The organism is Ruegeria sp. G12 (assembly GCF_056533565.1).
In genome coordinates this window covers 1-16,262 of record NZ_JBQFOO010000009.1, presented here as the reverse complement: position 1 = coordinate 16,262, position 16,262 = coordinate 1, and the positions used below count along the sequence as shown (strand labels likewise).

The 16,262-nt window shown below is 54.0% G+C and carries 14 protein-coding genes and 1 tRNA gene; 11 read left to right on the top strand and 4 right to left on the bottom strand.

The features are described from left to right. Positions 1-21: 21 nt before the first annotated feature. The gene (locus tag ACR0JN_RS18155) at positions 22-636 is read right to left on the bottom strand and encodes a PepSY domain-containing protein (RefSeq protein WP_480887762.1); all 615 of its coding nucleotides are present in this window, start codon (positions 634-636) and stop codon (positions 22-24) included. Positions 637-833: 197 nt separating this feature from the next. Here ACR0JN_RS18155 and ACR0JN_RS18150 point away from each other — a divergent pair, with 197 nt between their 5' ends. From ACR0JN_RS18150 to ACR0JN_RS18130, 5 genes are all read left to right on the top strand, one after another. Next, positions 834-1,895: a hypothetical protein gene (locus ACR0JN_RS18150; RefSeq protein ID WP_480887760.1), complete on the top strand. Its 1,062-nt coding sequence runs from the start codon at positions 834-836 to the stop codon at positions 1,893-1,895. Positions 1,896-2,448: 553 nt separating this feature from the next. Then, complete coding sequence (locus ACR0JN_RS18145) at positions 2,449-3,816, top strand: arylsulfotransferase family protein (RefSeq protein WP_480887758.1); 1,368 nt, start codon at positions 2,449-2,451, stop codon at positions 3,814-3,816. Continuing rightward, complete coding sequence (locus ACR0JN_RS18140) at positions 3,813-4,073, top strand: hypothetical protein (protein WP_480887756.1); 261 nt, start codon at positions 3,813-3,815, stop codon at positions 4,071-4,073. Before ACR0JN_RS18145 ends, ACR0JN_RS18140 begins: the two co-directional genes overlap by 4 nt. 296 nt (positions 4,074-4,369) lie before the next feature. After that, a complete protein-coding gene (locus tag ACR0JN_RS18135; protein ID WP_480887753.1) occupies positions 4,370-5,815 on the top strand; it encodes an arylsulfotransferase family protein in 1,446 nt (481 codons plus the stop codon). 498 nt (positions 5,816-6,313) lie between these two features. Continuing rightward, on the top strand, positions 6,314-7,465 hold the full coding sequence (locus tag ACR0JN_RS18130) for a tyrosine-type recombinase/integrase (RefSeq protein WP_480887751.1): 1,152 nt from the start codon (positions 6,314-6,316) through the stop codon (positions 7,463-7,465). Positions 7,466-7,614: 149 nt separating this feature from the next. Here the strand turns inward: ACR0JN_RS18130 and ACR0JN_RS18125 are convergent, their stop codons facing one another. Both ACR0JN_RS18125 and ACR0JN_RS18120 read right to left on the bottom strand, forming a co-directional pair. Next, complete coding sequence (locus ACR0JN_RS18125) at positions 7,615-8,559, bottom strand: serine hydrolase domain-containing protein (protein WP_480887748.1); 945 nt, start codon at positions 8,557-8,559, stop codon at positions 7,615-7,617. A gap of 111 nt (positions 8,560-8,670) precedes the next feature. After that, positions 8,671-10,047, bottom strand: a complete 1,377-nt coding sequence (locus tag ACR0JN_RS18120; protein ID WP_480887744.1) for a hypothetical protein — start codon at positions 10,045-10,047, stop codon at positions 8,671-8,673. Between the two features lie 495 nt (positions 10,048-10,542). On the opposite strand from ACR0JN_RS18120, the gene ACR0JN_RS18115 reads away from it, so the two are divergent. From ACR0JN_RS18115 to ACR0JN_RS18090, 6 genes are all read left to right on the top strand, one after another. Then, positions 10,543-11,322 (top strand): hypothetical protein, encoded by a 780-nt coding sequence (locus ACR0JN_RS18115; protein WP_480887741.1) that lies wholly within the window; start codon positions 10,543-10,545, stop codon positions 11,320-11,322. A gap of 144 nt (positions 11,323-11,466) precedes the next feature. Continuing rightward, positions 11,467-11,676, top strand: coding sequence for a helix-turn-helix transcriptional regulator (locus ACR0JN_RS18110; protein ID WP_480887738.1), 210 nt, complete (start codon positions 11,467-11,469; stop codon positions 11,674-11,676). Continuing rightward, the gene (locus ACR0JN_RS18105; protein ID WP_480887736.1) at positions 11,666-11,974 is read left to right on the top strand and encodes a hypothetical protein; all 309 of its coding nucleotides are present in this window, start codon (positions 11,666-11,668) and stop codon (positions 11,972-11,974) included. Before ACR0JN_RS18110 ends, ACR0JN_RS18105 begins: the two co-directional genes overlap by 11 nt. Next, on the top strand, positions 11,971-14,112 hold the full coding sequence (locus tag ACR0JN_RS18100; RefSeq protein WP_480887733.1) for a hypothetical protein: 2,142 nt from the start codon (positions 11,971-11,973) through the stop codon (positions 14,110-14,112). Before ACR0JN_RS18105 ends, ACR0JN_RS18100 begins: the two co-directional genes overlap by 4 nt. Positions 14,113-14,453: 341 nt before the next feature. Next, the gene (locus ACR0JN_RS18095; protein ID WP_480887731.1) at positions 14,454-15,260 is read left to right on the top strand and encodes a hypothetical protein; all 807 of its coding nucleotides are present in this window, start codon (positions 14,454-14,456) and stop codon (positions 15,258-15,260) included. Then, positions 15,261-15,890: a pentapeptide repeat-containing protein gene (locus tag ACR0JN_RS18090; protein ID WP_480887727.1), complete on the top strand. Its 630-nt coding sequence runs from the start codon at positions 15,261-15,263 to the stop codon at positions 15,888-15,890. 283 nt (positions 15,891-16,173) lie between these two features. Here the strand turns inward: ACR0JN_RS18090 and ACR0JN_RS18085 are convergent. Beyond that, positions 16,174-16,250, bottom strand: a tRNA-Met gene (locus tag ACR0JN_RS18085). Between the last annotated feature and the right edge of the window lie 12 nt (positions 16,251-16,262).

Sequence of the window (16,262 nt, the reverse complement as noted above, 5' to 3'; positions counted from 1 at the left end):
CGGCGTTCGGGCGTTGGTTCATCACTTATTTTTGCCGCCGCCCTTTCCGCCGCCGTTCCCATTGCCACCACCGTTCCCGTTGCCGCCACCATTGCCGCCGCCGCCGCCATTGCCACCACCGCCCCCGTTGCCGCCACCGTTTCCGCCGCCGTTCCCGTTGCCACCACCATTGCCGCCGCTGTTCCCGTTGCCACCACCATTGCCGCCGCTATTTCCGTTGCCGCCGCTGTTCCCACCAGCGTTGCCTCCGCGGTTGCTGTTGGCGCTGTTCCCCTTGGTGGTGTTTCCCTGCGACCTGGCGCTGGCGGAATTGCCCGGTTTCGAACGGGCGGCCTCGGTAATCTGGCGGCCGACACTGGATCGGTTTGGCACGACGACACCGGTCTGAGCATTGACGATGACGCTGATGATCTTGCCATTCGGCTTTTTCACCAAAATCCGGTAGTAAACTTTGTCGGTTTGGAAAGCACGCGCATCGACAGGGGTGCCGCCAAACACCTTTTCCACACCCCGGATGACCCGGTTCAGTCGAATGGCACTGCCTGATGTCGTGGCCTTGCGCAGTTCGGATTGCTTAAGTTCGCGCGCAGCGGCCTGCCCTTCTTCGACAAGAAGAAGGCTGGTCAGAACCACCATCGCCAGAAGCTTCCACATATTTGTCACTCTGAACCCTGCAAACCTTTCATAGGTTTATCAATTTCTATGTGAACTGACGATGAACAACCGGTTTCGTGTGAGTTCAACGAAGATCGGATCAAATAGGGACGCGCTGTGATTCCACGGCAACATGCCTGAGTCTCAAATAAAATCAGCCCCCGATCTGCGAGGATGTTATGAAAACCAAAAGAACCGGCCTGCTGAAAACCACTGCCATCGCTATCGCTCTGCTAGGATCAGCTTCGCTTGTCGCAACAGTTGCATTTCCTGATTTCGCCTACGCGAAAGAAGGCAAGGGTAACGGCGGCGGCAAGGGCAACGGTGGTGGCAACGGGGGCGGAAAAGGCAACAGCGGTGACAAAGGTGGCGGGAACGGCAATGGCGGCGGGAACGGCAAAGGTAACAGCAAGGGCGGTGGATCAAGCGCTGCCAAGGACAACAGCCAGAAATCGGTCGGAACGTCGGGCCGTAGCGGTTCAAAAGCTGACAAGGCTAAATCCAGGTCTTCAAAGACAAAAGGTTTTTCCCTGAAGGAGCTGATTACGGGTAAAAAGTCCCGCACCGAAACAGCAAAAACCCGCCAAAAGACCCGCAGCGTGACGCGTAAAACCACGAAATCCGTTCAGGTCACAGAATCAATTCGGCCTGAGGTCCGGGCAAAAGGCAATAAATTCGCAAAACTTTTGGGGGCGCATCCCTCGGAACTCGGCGCCCTGAACGCGGCCAATGCCAGCGAAACCGCGCTGCAGAATGCGTCGCCCAATTCCCGGGTCGGTCGCATCGCAACTTATCGCGACACTGTTCTGGCCGGGGATGCGCTGCGCGAAGACTTCGAAGAGGCGAAGGAACGCCTTGAGGGGCTGAATCCGCCGGACCGGCCTGTCAGTGAAATCGATGCCGATCTTGAAGCCGCGTTGTCGGATGTTCAGACCAATCAGGATCGTGTGACCGAACTTGAAGAAGCGCTGGACAATGTCGGCGGGACTGATCCGGATATCGAGGCTGAACTGGATGCCGCCCGATCCGATCTGCAGGATTCGGTCGAAGAGGCCGAAGCTCTGGCCGATGAACGGCGCGATGCTGTCGAATACGATGAAACCGTTACCGAAGTCGCCGATCTGGAAGACCAGGTCGAAGAGCAGGCTCTTACCGAACGTGAGGCGCTGGAGAATGCAGCCAACAAACCGGTGACAGACGAAGTTGAAGCGACCGTCAAAGCTATGCTGGGCCTCTACTGACTACGAGCACCGATGCCACCACTTACGGCGGTGCAAACCCGGCCTGTTTCTACCCTCAGGTCCGGGTGGGTCCGCTCCCTCTGGGAGCGGACTCTTATTGTCTCAAAGCCTGAAAGGCGGTCCGTGTTGAACCTGCGTGTTACCAACGACGGCAGGTTCTGAGGCGGCCATTTTATGACGACAGGCAACAACATTAACCGAATGTGAACGGCGCATTCTCTCAGCATTCAACCAACCTGAGGCATACTGAACGTCGAGATTTCGGATCTGAAGACTATTGTTCGATCAAACCGAAGGGGAAAGGCATGGACCAGACCACCACGTTGGTTACACGTCGGCACAGTTCGGAAGCAGGAAAACCATCGAGTTCTGCAGCATCCTGCCAGGTGCAAGACATAACGAACTCGAATGAAACCCGCTTCCCTCCTATCGAAGCAGCGCTCGCCAGCCTGTTTAAAAACAAACAGTTGTCTCAAGCAAGAAGTCTCCACTTAGACCCTTAATTCAAAAGGGTAGTTTTTAGTTTTGTGTTAAAGAGTTCAACGAGTGAAGAATGAAGCGTTCCCTTGAGAACCTGCCAGAGCGGCTGTTCTGGATCTGCCTGTTTCTGACCATCGTTTGCGCATCGGTCCTGTACGGGATTACGGCGCAAATGAAACAGTGGCCACCGGCTCCGCAGTTTCGAATTGCCTACAGGGCGATATTTGTCGATCAATCTCTGACAGGCGCGGCGTATCAAAAGCACCTTCAGCCCTCACGCGGGCAAGGGGATGGCGTCATGATCAATGACACGCCTGACCGCAAGGACGCCATCCTGCTGATGGGGTTCTTTGACGGAGAAAACCAAGCCCGGCTGGTTAAACGCGATGGCAGTGTGATTCGCAAATGGTCGCTGAACTACTTCGACCACTACCCAGACGCTCAGGCCCGCCCCTGCAGCACCCTTACCACCCCCCTTGAGACGGATGTGCACGGCGCGCTACTGACCCCAAAGGGCGAGCTTGTGTTCAGCTATGAATACTGTGGGGCGGCCAAACTGGACCAGTGTTCCAACCTGCTCTGGACGCTTGACGAAAATTCGCATCACTCGATGGTTGCTTCCGAACAGGGCGGGTATCTGACCGTCGGCCGCGACACTTGGACCGCTGCCGAGGTCACTGACCGCTTCCCGCCGTTTTTCACCGCGGCCAAAGACCAGCCGATCTGGGAAGACACAGTGCTGAGGCTTGATGAGCAGGGTCAGGTTCTGGAACGGATATCGATCCCCGACATGATCATCGACAGTGGCCTGACCGCGCTGCTAACAGCCAACAATCAGGACTTCGAAACCAAGGGCGTCGCACGTAGCGAATTGCTGCACGCCAACAAGATTGATGAACTGCCATCTAACCTGGCCGACAGGTTTCCTCTGTTCGATGCCGGAGACTGGATCATTTCGATGCGAGGGCTCAACCTTGTCATCGTGGTGGACCCGGCCACACGGAAAGTGAAGTGGCATCAGACCGGCCCATGGATTCGGCAACACGACCCCGAGTTCCGCCCAGATGGCAAAATCTCTGTTTTCAACAACAATGCATATCTGACGTCTTACACCCGCAGCGACAAAACGCGGCTTGATGCGCCTCGGGACACAAACATCATGACCATTGATCCGGTCAGTCGGGAATCCGAAGTCATATTCGGCAGCAAACCCGGACAGGAGATGCTGTCAGTCATTCGGGGTCAACATGAGGTTCTGAACGGCGGTGGAGTTCTGATCACCGAGTTTGACGCGGGTCGGGTTCTGGAAGTGGATGGAACCGGCAATGTGACCTGGGAGTTCGTCAACAAGTACGACGACGAATTTGTAGGCGAGATCACCAATGCGAAGCTTTATCCGCTGAGTTATTTTGAAACCGATTGGAAGGAATGCACGCAATGAAAAGGTTGATGAAGACGCGGTCGCGGGGCCGAGTTGTCCCGATGTGGTTCGTTGGTGGGTTGGCATGTCTGACGCTGGCAACCCCGGCACATGCCTATATCGGCCCCGGTGCCGGATTGGGCGCTATTGCGGTCACGATCGCTGTCCTTCTGGGCGGCCTTTTTCTTCTGGTTGGACTGGTCTGGTTTCCGCTCAAGCGGTTGCTTCGCAGCAAAAAAGCCCCGTCTGATGTAAGCAGCGAGACCAGTCAAAGCTAGCGCAACGGCTTTCAGAGCGCCCGCTCTTGCCATTTGCGCTGAAACTGCCCCCAAACACCCCGTCTTCAACTGGGCAGCAGGACCCGTGGCATCCGTCAAAATCCGGGTGCCACGCCGCGTTCATTCTAACCCTTGGTCTATGTCACTAATGGCATTCTTTCCGATTGCACGGCGTCACATAAACCCATCAAAAATTCAACGTTTTCAATGTGAATTGACTGTGAACAAGCCGTTCCGCGCAAGTTCAACCGACATGGTTTTTAATTGCAACGTTAAGTTTGCGATGGGTAACGCACATGCAGTTGGTACGATTTCTAACCGAGAAGTTTTCCGTGATTTTGTTCGGCTTCTCAATACTAAGCGCCGCATATGTCTATGGCGTGGTCAGCTATAAGCTCGAGTGGTTTCCAATTCCAATTCTGCAACAGGCCAAGGCCGGGTTTGACGCATGGCGAAAACTTGAAGCCAAAGAAACCATCTATGGAAAAGTGTCGGACGTTTCCGTTCCTCGGGACGATTTGACAACCTGGCTTACCGAGCCGCGAGACTACGATGATTTGCTATTGATTACAGGCGGCTTCGATGAGCAGCCCGAGCTGTGCCCCGAACTGGGTTGCGTTGCCTGGATCATGGATCGGGAAGGGAACGTGTTCCACACCTGGAGCGTGCCACGCGCAGAGCTTTTTGACGGACAGGAATTTGAAGGCTTCAGCGGACAACCCGGACGGGACAATGTGAACGTGATAGGCGTGGATTTAGATGACAACGGCGATCTGGTTGTCACATTTCAAGCCAAAAACATGTTCCCCTACCATATCGGTTCGATGCGGATTGATCGGGACAGCAATATTCTTTGGTCCTTTATTAATCACGGACATCATTGGCCACATATTGCGGATAACAGCGACGCGTTGCTGCCCTGGGCACAGCTGGAACGGCCCACGGGGCAGTTCATCGGCTCAACCCGGATCGACACCAATTGCTCGGAATACGGGGCCGTTTACGAAGAAGGCTTCCAAATCCTTGACCGAGCCGGGGAAAGAATACGTGCAGTGCGCTTCGAAGACTTATTTCTAAAGAATGGGTTGATGGGGCTGGCGTACTCTGCGCGCGAAGGATGTGATCCCTACCACATCAATGGGATTGTAGAGTTAAATGAAGCGACCGCCGCCAAGATCGAGGGGGCAGAGGCCGGTGATATCGCCATGTCACTGCGGTCTTCAAGCTCGCTGATTATCGTAGATCGATATGACGATATTGTTCATCGCGTCATCGTCGGCCCCATGGTCGCACAGCATTCACCCGTCGTCACCCAGCGCGGTACATTCGTTTTGTTCGACAATCTTGGCGGCCTCGCCTCGCAAGGTGGATCCCGCATACTCGAAATTGACCCAGCTTCCGGCTTTGGTACGTCACTTTTCCCATTGGCTGGCGATACGAAGCACACGCTGTTTTCCGAAGAACAAGGTGTCGTCCGATTGAGCGAAGACAACCAACGTGCTCTGGTATCGGTATCTGAAACCGGGCAGGTTTTGGAGGTCGACCTGCAAGAAGGCAGACCCGTTTGGGAGTACCTAAATCAAACCAGTCTCTCAGCCTTCCATCGCCGCATCGGCGAAACGTCGGAAACCGATTTCGCATTGATGGAAACCAGAGGTGCCGACTATGTATCGCGCGAATTTGTAACCACAGTGCTAGGAGCTTCTGAGCCTGTCGGAGTACTGGATCGACATACCAACTGAGCCTGCCTGGGTATGTTGTTCCATAGCTTGCGCTTTTCACCTTTGGTTCGGCACATTGTGCGGTGAAGGCGTTAAGTTATTAATTTCTTAGCTAGAAGTTTGGTTTACGGGGTAGGATTTGAACCTTTGGTCCGGCGCGTTCGTCGGGTGATTGATCCACCGGATCGACCACTATTCCTCCTCAGCCTTCAGGTTATGAGCCTGACGAGGTTTGATCGTTAAGCAAACAGTCCGGTGGACTGTTTGTAGATCGAACGGGCTGCGTTTGGAATTTGGTTGCGGGGAGAGGATTTGAACCTACGACCTTCAGGTTATGAGCCTCATGGGCTTATTATTGACGTAGCTTGCTGATCGTATTTCTTTACATATTTTTCAGTACTTTAGAGCAAATTAGCTCTAGTTCATTGTACATGTAGATTGCTCATATTTGCTTCCCGATGTAGCACCAGTGTAGCACCGTCAACTTTTGGTAGCACCAAGACAACTCAGGGATACACCGTGGCCAGTCACCGTTTGAACTTTACCAAAGCCGCTCTTCTGAAAGCACCAGCCGCCAAGAAAGGATCGCGGGATTACTACTATGACGAACGTGAAGCGGGATTGATATTGGCCGTAACGGCGACAGGATCGAAGAGCTTCTACCTATACAAGCGGATTGAAGGGCGACCCGAGCGGCTGTTGCTGGGTAAGTTTCCAGACATGACGGTGGAACAAGCCCGAAAGGCAGCGGCCAAGGCCAAAGGAGGCATTGCGTCAGGTGCTAACCCTCAAAAGGACAAAAGGGCCGTTCGAGATGAGATGACCTTTGGAGCGCTGTTTGCCGAATACATGGACAAGTATTCCAAGATACATAAGAAGTCGTGGAAATATGACGAAAGGGAAGTGAACAAGTATCTGTCGCATTGGTTCCGCCGAAAGATATCTAGCATTGAGCGGGCCGAGGTCGAACGGCTTCACGCAAAGACTGGCAGGGAAAATGGGCTTTATCAGGCCAATCGTTTGCTTGAACGTATCCGGTCCATTTTCAACAAGGCGATTGAATGGGGTTGGAAGGGTGTGAACCCTGCAATCGGCATTAAGAAGTTTCGGGAACAAAGCCGCGACAGGTTTTTACAACCTGACGAGTTACCTCGGTTCTTTGAGGCGCTTGCGAATGAACCAAACGAAGCCGCACGGGATTTCTTTATGATTTCCCTGCTGACAGGGGCGCGAAAGTCGAACACGTTGGCAATGATGTGGAAGGATATCAACTTCCAGTCGGCCACATGGCGGATCGAAGAAACCAAGAATGCAGACCCGTTGACAGTTCATCTCCCCCAACAGGCAGTTGAGCTACTGATCGAACGGAAACTGAAGTCAGACGGCCCTTATGTGTTTGAAGGCTCGGGCAAAAGCGGCCACCTTGCCGACCCAAAGAAAGCTTGGAGTCGTATTTTGAAACAAGCTGGAATCGAAAACCTGCGCATTCACGACTTGCGCCGCACTCTGGGCAGCTATCAAGCAGCAACAGGGGCCAATGGATACATTATTGGTAAGTCTCTCGGGCATCGGTCCCAACAGTCCACAGCAATCTACGCAAGGTTAAACCTAGACCCGGTCAGGGAGAGTGTGGACAAGGCGACAGAGTTGATGTTTTCAAAGTCTACCTAGGGCGAAAAAGAGCCCTGACCGGTCATTGCTACAACGGTCTAGCGCTGCGGATGCCTTCGTCTGGTCGGCAGCCCAAAGCGGACCTTCGTTCCGGGCGTTTTGGACACGCTGTTCCAGCACCGCCGTACCACCCTATGCGAATAAAAACTTCATCTAAAGACAGCTTGTGCCAAAGCGGCATCAAGTTGACCATTTTGTGTGTCGCTTGCGCAGATGTCGTAAGCGACAAACACGCCCCATATTCCCTGCCAACTTGCGGCAAACGAGCCTGCGTTTAAGCGCCCCGGAAAACAGTGCTTTCCAAAGTGCCAGTAGTTGTACCGGGAACCCGAACTCCGCCAAAGGGTGCCCATTCCATAGTAGGCACCCCCACCAAGAGACACTTTCGCTTTGGAGTTTGGCTTGCGGGAACCGAAGTATTTTGAATGAAAGGCAGCGTAGCCACCGAGCGTCGATGACCATCCCCCCCAAGGTGCAAACCCGCCAGTTTTTCGTGACAATTGCATTCCAGACCGCGCGCACACATTCGCGTACTTCTGATTGGTCACTTTCTCAATTATCGTGCCAAGGATCGCGTAGTTCTCGTTGTTATAGAAGTAACGACCGGGGGTGCCGTTCTGCCTTGGGCGTCCCAGGGCGGTTTGTGTCACGGTTTCATGGCGTGATTGGCCGCTTCCGTACCAGTTACCCATGGATCGCTGAGTGCTGTCCGGCCCAATTCCTGACGAATGCGCTATGAGTTGCGCAATCGTGACTTCGGCAGTGCGAGAGTCTCCAAATGGACCTTCAAGAATGCCGGACACCCGAGTGTTGTATTTGATCCTTCCACCGCGAACCAATCCATCTACGCAGCTCGCTGTGACAGCCTTGCTTAGGCTCGCCATTTCGAATGTTGCACTAGGATCAGTGCCAATAGCCGTTTTGTGAACCGGCTTTCCGTTACGCGTTACGAGGATTGCACCTTTTCGAATACCATTACTTTTTGCCCAATTCGTCCAAGCGGCGTCCAAGCGAGCGATGGTCTCTTTGTCGTTCGCATAAAGCGCTGATGAAGTAAAAAACAGAAGAGTTAAAGCCACCAAAATTTGACGCACAAAATTCTCCCTATAACCCGCAACTTCAGGCTTGCCACCGCCACCTGAAATGCAACTGCGCTGCCGACACAGTGTCCGTTAGCGCGCGCACTACAAAAGGCCTGCTAGCCCCTATTTTATTTTGCCCACAACGAATTCAGTCGGAACAATGCCGCTGGTCCAACCTGCTTGAAACCAAGTGTAAAGCAACTGTCCGCCTCCTTGTCCGTCGTCGGTGAAAACAATTACCTCGCGAATGTTGTCCTGCCATTTTGGTGAAAAGGCTTCAGCCAGCACGACCTCCGATCCGTCAACTTCACCTATCACCGTATATAGAATCGTTTCCGTTCCATTCCGGAGCCGGTTGATTAACGTGTCAGACTGCCAACCGCCCCCTTGGCTTTCGATGATGTTCTTCCGCAATTTAGTTGGATCTTGCTCTAGTAGTTTAAAGAGTGTGCTTGCACGGTCGCTGTCGGTGCCATGCAAAATAACGGTGCCGCTTAAGGGGAATGGTTCTCGAACTTTCGTATTCGGGTCACCGTCCGCGAAAAAGGTGATACCTGGTCCGAAATCAAGCCAGCTAATTTGAGCGATGTCTTCACCGTCCATCAGCATGCCCTGATTTATGCCTTCAAAATCATGAAGCCCGCCTGACTTCGAACCCCACATGGCGGACGCCATGCCGGGGTACACAATGCGGCTCGCCGATTGCAGGCCCGCATGACGCCACAAAACCGATGTTAGCAGATAGCAAACCTGGGATGAGTTCGTTCGGTCCCAGATTGGAGCCGTAACACCATTTGCTTCAGCCCACGCGGTGAGGGCTGCCTGCGCCCCTCTACCCGGTGCACCATCGACGCCTTGGGGGTCGAAACCAGCGTCCAAGAGCGCTTGTTGCGAGCATTTGGCGAATTCTTTGCTGTCCCGGAACTGTAGAGCGGTTGGCGAATCCACAAAAACATACCCAACGGATGGTTTCCGGTAGTAAGGATTGTCCACGACGGCAGCATCCGCCGGTATATCTCCTTCTTGTTTCCAAAAACTAATGTACACAATCTTGTCTTCTACAGCGGTTTGCGTGAGGTAACCCCAACCCCCGTCAAAAAGCGTAGTATGCTCGCTCTCAACTGCGGCATCGAAGTCGGAAATACTGACACCAGTGTCTCGAAGCATCCGAACCAATCCGGAGCGATTACCCCCGTCCGGTCCGACTTTTGGCATCAGTTCGTTAATCAATTCGGGGTTGTTTTGCATCAAACCCCAACCAAACATACCGTTGTTCGGACCTTGGTTGTTGTCGATTTCTTCTTGCGAAACATAAGCTTCGATAAGGCCAAGTTGATTGATCCTCAAAAGAAGTCGAGCCCCTTTGGTTCCTGGTTCTCTGTGAAGATAGTATCGTTCAACCCAAAAGGTATTCTCATCGTCTGCTGGCGACGCTGCTGCGGGCAAGATTCCAGCGAAAAAGGTGCACAGGAGTACAATCGCAATAGTAACTTTCGACATGAGACCCCCTAACCACGCTCCTAAAAGCCAATTTATCTCATTGGTAAGCTTACGGTGGTCACGGCAGAAAATCAAAGAAGAGGCGCAATCGACCAGTTTCGGATCGGCGAGCCACTTCTGTATTGCAGCGGGGAGCGGATATGGGCCGTTCACGAGGATATCGTGGTCTGATTTTTGGTCGATGCTGTGCTGCCTCCTCGGTCAACTGCGAGCCCATAGCTGATCGATGCCGCAGCGAGCAACTGCCCGCAAAGGGTCGTTCGTTAAACTTTGCAAAGTCCAGTTTGTCACGCGCTATTGCCGTTCGTGGTGCTCGGTGCCGCAAACGCAGCGAAGGTCTGCTTGGTTGCCTTTCTGCTGGGGCTAACTAAGGCAGGGCTGATCACTAGCTAGCCTCCCTTTGTCCGCATGCGGATAAGGTGGACAATTCCAAGTTTCACTGTCAGCCCTGTCAGCCTCTGGCGTTTTGCTTGCTTTTCCTGAACAAGCAGCACTATGGAACAGGCTGACAACACCCTCCCCGACATCGAAGCAAGATCAACCGCGCCTTGGCAGCGCCTCATGGCGGGTCATGGCTTTCTGTCTGAGCTACACGGCCTCTACGATAAGCGGTTCATGCTCGAACTTGAGATGCTGATGGCCGCCCCCAATCCGGACATGGAAGACGTGAGCAAAGGGGTTGAGGCGGCAGTGCGGGCTTACATCCGCGAGCGTCGTAATATGCGCCGACGCAAACCGGGTGCGATGGAATACCGCCGACTGTCCGCATTGTCTGCTAAGCTTGAGGCGGTTTCGGAAGACCTTGCTCGGGTGCAGGATTCACCCAACTGCTCGGGGAAACTGGCCGATGCGCTGGAAACACTGGCACGATCAGCCGATCCAAGCGCTGCCGGAATAGTGAACCTTATCGAAGGCGCGTTTGGTCCCGGTGATCCTGTCGGCCATATCGCGGCGTTTCTCGACCTGTTGCAACAGGCCACAGCAAAAACGGTTGCTCTCGGTGAGAATGACAGCCCAAGCAGCTACTACCGAACCGATCTGGACCGCTGGGTGCGCAGGCCAAAGAAGACCGACAGCCAGCCGATTGCAGCTTTGGCCCGCGCGTTTCGACCTTACTGGGAGCGCAACGCCATGCGCCCTTTCAACGCCGGTCGCTACGACCCGGCCACTAAGCAGAACAAGGCATATGCTGTTGACGCGATTCACTTGATTGGTCGGAAGCTCGACCCGGGCCTAACGCGCGCCCGCGTCGTCACCGTGATGAGGGTGATCTAGACACATTTTCGCCACATTGCGTGGCAATTAACTGGCCTATTTTCCTATGTAAGAGGTGTTTTTTCGGGGCCTGCTTCACGCGTTTCAGCATGTCCAACCGCTCTCTAGGTTTCTCTTCATTGATCTAATGTGATGGAGAAAATCATGATCGCAAAACAGGCAGACACCCTGCTCAAACCCGAGCAAGTCGCGGACCGCCTTGGCGTATCCACAACCACCCTTGCCACATGGCGCTGCACAAAGCGCTATCCGCTGGCCTATGTCAAAGTTGGCCGCTTGGTCCGCTATCGCATCGGAGATGTGGAAGCATTCGAGATCGCGCGTCTTCAGGAGGTGGTCGCAAATGACTGGTAACTGGAAGCCCATTGAATTCGCCGCCATTGCGGAACTGGCTCGGATCAATCTGCAAAGCCTTCTGACCGAATGGTTGCCGGATGGCCGGATCATTGGGCGCGAATGGGTCGCGCTCAACCCCACCCGCGCAGATCGGTCGCGCGGGTCGTTTCGGATCAATCTCGATAGCGGGCTTTGGGCAGACTTTGCCACGGACGACAAAGGCGGCGATGCCATCAGCCTCTTTGCTTATCTGTACGGGGTGCAGCAAGGACAGGCCGCCCGTGCGCTGGCACAGCGTCTGGGGGTGCAGGCATGAACGCTCTGCAAGAACTTCGCCACCCATCAGCCGGACTGGCTGACACCCAGTACATTTACCGCAGCAAAACAGGTGCGCCTGTGCTTGTGGCCAATCGCTATGAGGGCAACGGCAAAGGTAAGTTCTTCCTGCCCTATGACGTGACCAAAGAGGCGTGGAAAGCGCCTCAATCCCGCCCGGTCTATCATCTGGAAAGGATCGCCCAGGCACACCCGGATCAGCCGGTGATCTGGGTCGAAGGAGAGAAGTGTGCCGATGCGCTAACCGCCCTTGGCTATCTGGCCTCTACCAGCTTTGGCGGCAGCAAGGCGCTGGCAAAGACAGACCTTTCCCCGCTGGCGGGCCGCACTGTCATTATCTGGCCTGACCATGATGAACCGGGGCAGGCCTATGCGGCCAAGCTGGCCGAAGAGCTCGTTACGTTACATGGGGCAACGCCGCTGATCCTGCCGATCAATGACGCGCTGGTTCAGGCGCATGATACAGCAGGCCTGATTCCTATACCTATACATAGGGGTTGGGATGTGGCCGATGCCATTGCCGCAGGTTGGGGACGCGGTGAGATCGATGCCCTGATAAACAGCGTGGCGGGTGATCTGCCGGATGCAACCGCCGCTTACCTGACGAGTAGTGTTCAGCCTGCCGCCAATGACCCGCATCCCCCTATGTATCATAAGGAAAGCCCCGACCCGTATACGTTACCTATACATAGGGAAGAAACGCCACGTATACGTAGGGACGAGAATGCGGCGCTGGTGGATGGGCTTGAGCTTTGGAACACGCCGCAGGGTGAGCCCTATGTAACGATACGGGCCAAGGGTCACTTTGAGCACTGGCCTGTCGGATCGTCGACCTTCCGCAACTATCTGGCCTATGCCCACTACAAGGCCGAGGGCAAAGCCCCGTCCAATGCCGCGCTGGATGACAAGCGCCGCATGCTGGAAGGGGTGGCACGGTTCGAAGGCGAGACCTACCCTGTGTCCAGCCGCATCACCTCAATCGGGCGGACGGTCTATCTCGACCTCGGCGACGCGGGCTGGCAGGCTGTGGCGATCACGTCCGAGGGCTGGCAGGTGGTCAGCCACTCGCCCGCCCGGTTCCGGCGCTCACCAGCCATGCAAGCACTCCCAGTACCGGAACGGCACGAACAGGGCATCGAGTTGTTGCGCGATTTCCTGAACGTGGACAGCGAGGATGATTTCCGCATGCTGGTGGCGTGGGTTCTGGGATGTTTCCACCCCAAAGGACCCTACCCTATCCTGATCCTGTCCGGCGAACAGGGCAGCGCCAAAAGCACCACCGCGCAGACCTTGCGCGATCTGATCGACCCTGCCAGCCCCAGCACCCGCAGCACGCCCAATTCCGAACAGGATTTGGTAATTGCCGCCATGCACAACCATGTTCTGAGCTTTGACAATCTCTCGACCATCCGCCCGATGATGGCAGACGCGTTCTGCCGGATTGCCACCGGCGGTGGGTTTGGCACTCGGAAACTACATACGGACAGCGACGAGGTTCTGTTCAATGCCACCCGGCCCTGCCTGTTGAACGGTATTCCCGATCTGGCCGCGCGGCCTGATCTGGCGGATCGTGCCATTGGGGTTCATCTGCCGGTGATCCCACCCGGCAAGCGCAAAACCTTGGGCGCGTTCAACCGCGATTTTAGCAAGGCCAAACCCTACATTCTGGGCGCGCTGTTGGACGCGGTATCCTGCGCCTTGGGCCGGATTGACTTTGTGAGCCTCTCAGAAGCCCCTAGAATGGCCGACTTCGCCAAATGGGTGGTCGCTGCCGAAGATTCGCTTGGGTGGACGCAGGGGGCGTTTCTGGACTCCTACGCGGCCAATCGCGCTCGTAGCGATCAAGCCGCCGTTGAGGCCAACCCTGTGGCGCTGGCAATTCTGTCGCTGATGGAGGGGCGGCAACATTGGAGCGGAACCGCGACCGAGTTGAAGCAGGTTCTGCGAGATCGCTTTCCGGCGCTGACAGAAGACAGCCAGAGCTTTCCGCGATCCGAGGCGCGATTTGGTGCAGCGCTGCGGAGGGTTCAGCCGGTATTGCGGCGTCAGGGTGTGAACGTCGCGTTCAGCCGTGAAGGCAAAGCGGGGATGCGGGTGATTGAATTGACCAACCGGTGAAGCCAGAATTCGCAAAATTTTGAAGGACGCCCGGTTGCTAAGATCGGGCGCTTTTGTTGTTGTATTTCAGAGCTGTGCTGCGCTCAGCGTTCGCCCTCTAAGCGCAAGAAACCTACCGCGAAAATTTAGCGCTGGGAAAGAGATCCTTCGATGACTCGAAGCTTGGCTGAAATGCATTAGGGAACGCTTAATGGCATCCGACCGCAATGTAACACGGGCTGTCACTATGAATTGTGCAAATCATTGTTCGCTAAGAATTGTTCGGTCAACGCGATAGACATTCGCAATTATGAGTAGCCGTTGTAAGCTCATTTAAGAGTTGTACGGAAAAGATGTGAAATATGAGAAACGTTCCAGGTGATAACAATCCAAGAGTGTTTGCCAAGGCGATTGGGCTGGATGTTTGGCGAACAAAGTTTGATGGGCAACACGCAACCGCTAATCTCTACATAGACGCTGTGTTCCATCCTGAAACGCCAGTGGGCCGCCATGACGACCCGGTTCGCTTTCGGCTATCATTAAAAAAAGCTGAGATATATGTAGTCCAAGATCACGCTAAGGTGGTCAAAATTATCTCCTCTTCAGTCTACCGCCAAAAGAGACCAGAAATTAGCTCATCGCAAAGTGACGAAGAAAGCAAAGGTAGTCACTTTGAGGGGGACGGAAGGGCTTCCTTGTCTGACCGCAAATTAGACTTGTCTGGCGCGGCAGAGAAACGAAAATCAACTATGTCCACCAAGAAGATTGATGTGCAACAAGAGTTACAGCCTATAAACATATTAAGAAGTAAAACAGACAACGGATATCGATTTGTTCTATCTCCCTCATTGGGAGATCGATTAGTTGGAGAAAGTTTCGATATCGAAGTACCGGCGATGAGAATAAAAGACTCTAAACCTCATCGTAAACGCGGAGAGGTTCCTGAACTTTTGGTGGAAATCCGTTGCTTGGTAGAAGACCTGATAATCGAAGACATAAAATTTGTCGGTGCGTCGTATCCCATTTGGAGCAAATTGACACGGCCCAGACAAATGGTTGTGGAGCAATACATAAAGTCTGAGTTAATGGCGATAGGATTGAAAGAAGCTGAGTTTGACGACGAATTTTCCGAAGTCCTCTTGGGAGATGCGATTGCGAGGGAGAGCTAAATGTTTGAGCGACTAGACGACATAGTCTTCGCCAAAACCAATGATGTTGTTGAGTTAATGACTTTGGCTGGCCTTCCAGCGTCATCGGCAATGAAGGGCGCCGATCTGGCAGGTATCGATCTGCGCTACAAGGATTTGCGACAATGGGATTTTTCAGGCGCTTCGTTAATCGGGGCGTACATGGAGTGTGCAGAATTTCCCAGCCCAATGACCGAAGAGGTTTTACTCGCGCAGTTAGTTGAAGCTCAGGAAGGGCAAACTGCGATGCGCCCCAAGAAGCCGAAGGTCTCCTTACTATTGCCGCCCAAAACTCTGTCGAGCATCAAGAAACTAAAAGGTTTAACCAAATCGGATACGCTGGAAAATACAGTTTCGACTATCATTCGCCAAGGTGCCGAGTGCTATGGCTCAAAACAAAATAGCGCAAGTGAGTACCCCCTCGATCTGACTGGGCAAGAACGCGAGATCGTTCTAGGAGAGTTTGATTTTGAAACTGTAGAGACTTATTTCGACGTCTTAGATCAAATTTCGTTTCATGCCGTTGTTTATAGACTGATTGATTTGGGTTTGGATAGTTTGCTCAATACCATTGAGGGAAACGATACCTCGAGGCGAACGGCCAGTAGGTGATTGCAAAGTAACTGTTCGCTATGATGTTAACATTTTTCAATTAGGGTTCCAGACAGACTCGAACCAAACACGTGCGGTGCTGACAGCACTGACAGTGCAGACGATGGAACCGGGCAGGTCTTCATTGTGAGGCAGATTCGGCGCGACAAACCTCGGATTCGCTACACAGACGTATCTGCACTTTGCTGTGTGGCGTAGCACTGGTGTAGCACCGAGTGCGGATATCTCAAACGCGAGCGGCGCCCCTTGGGGCGCTAAGTGCTTGTTTTCCGACCTTAAAGTTTGGTTGCGGGGAGAGGATTTGAACCTCTGACCTTCAGGTTATGAGCCTGACGAGCTACCGGACTGCTCCACCCCGCGCCAGGTGTTCTT

Bases quoted from the DNA above. Each gene is read 5' to 3' on its own strand.
- ACR0JN_RS18090 (WP_480887727.1), top strand. From the start codon at position 15,261: ATGTTTGAGCGACTAGACGACATAGTCTTCGCCAAAACCAATGATGTT.
- ACR0JN_RS18100 (WP_480887733.1), top strand. From the start codon at position 11,971: ATGAACGCTCTGCAAGAACTTCGCCACCCATCAGCCGGACTGGCTGAC.
- ACR0JN_RS18135 (WP_480887753.1), top strand. From the start codon at position 4,370: ATGCAGTTGGTACGATTTCTAACCGAGAAGTTTTCCGTGATTTTGTTC.
- ACR0JN_RS18120 (WP_480887744.1), bottom strand. From the start codon at position 10,047: ATGTCGAAAGTTACTATTGCGATTGTACTCCTGTGCACCTTTTTCGCT.
- ACR0JN_RS18105 (WP_480887736.1), top strand. From the start codon at position 11,666: ATGACTGGTAACTGGAAGCCCATTGAATTCGCCGCCATTGCGGAACTG.
- ACR0JN_RS18155 (WP_480887762.1), bottom strand. From the start codon at position 636: ATGGTGGTTCTGACCAGCCTTCTTCTTGTCGAAGAAGGGCAGGCCGCT.
- ACR0JN_RS18115 (WP_480887741.1), top strand. From the start codon at position 10,543: ATGGAACAGGCTGACAACACCCTCCCCGACATCGAAGCAAGATCAACC.
- ACR0JN_RS18150 (WP_480887760.1), top strand. From the start codon at position 834: ATGAAAACCAAAAGAACCGGCCTGCTGAAAACCACTGCCATCGCTATC.
- ACR0JN_RS18145 (WP_480887758.1), top strand. From the start codon at position 2,449: ATGAAGCGTTCCCTTGAGAACCTGCCAGAGCGGCTGTTCTGGATCTGC.
- ACR0JN_RS18095 (WP_480887731.1), top strand. From the start codon at position 14,454: ATGAGAAACGTTCCAGGTGATAACAATCCAAGAGTGTTTGCCAAGGCG.
- ACR0JN_RS18110 (WP_480887738.1), top strand. From the start codon at position 11,467: ATGATCGCAAAACAGGCAGACACCCTGCTCAAACCCGAGCAAGTCGCG.
- ACR0JN_RS18140 (WP_480887756.1), top strand. From the start codon at position 3,813: ATGAAAAGGTTGATGAAGACGCGGTCGCGGGGCCGAGTTGTCCCGATG.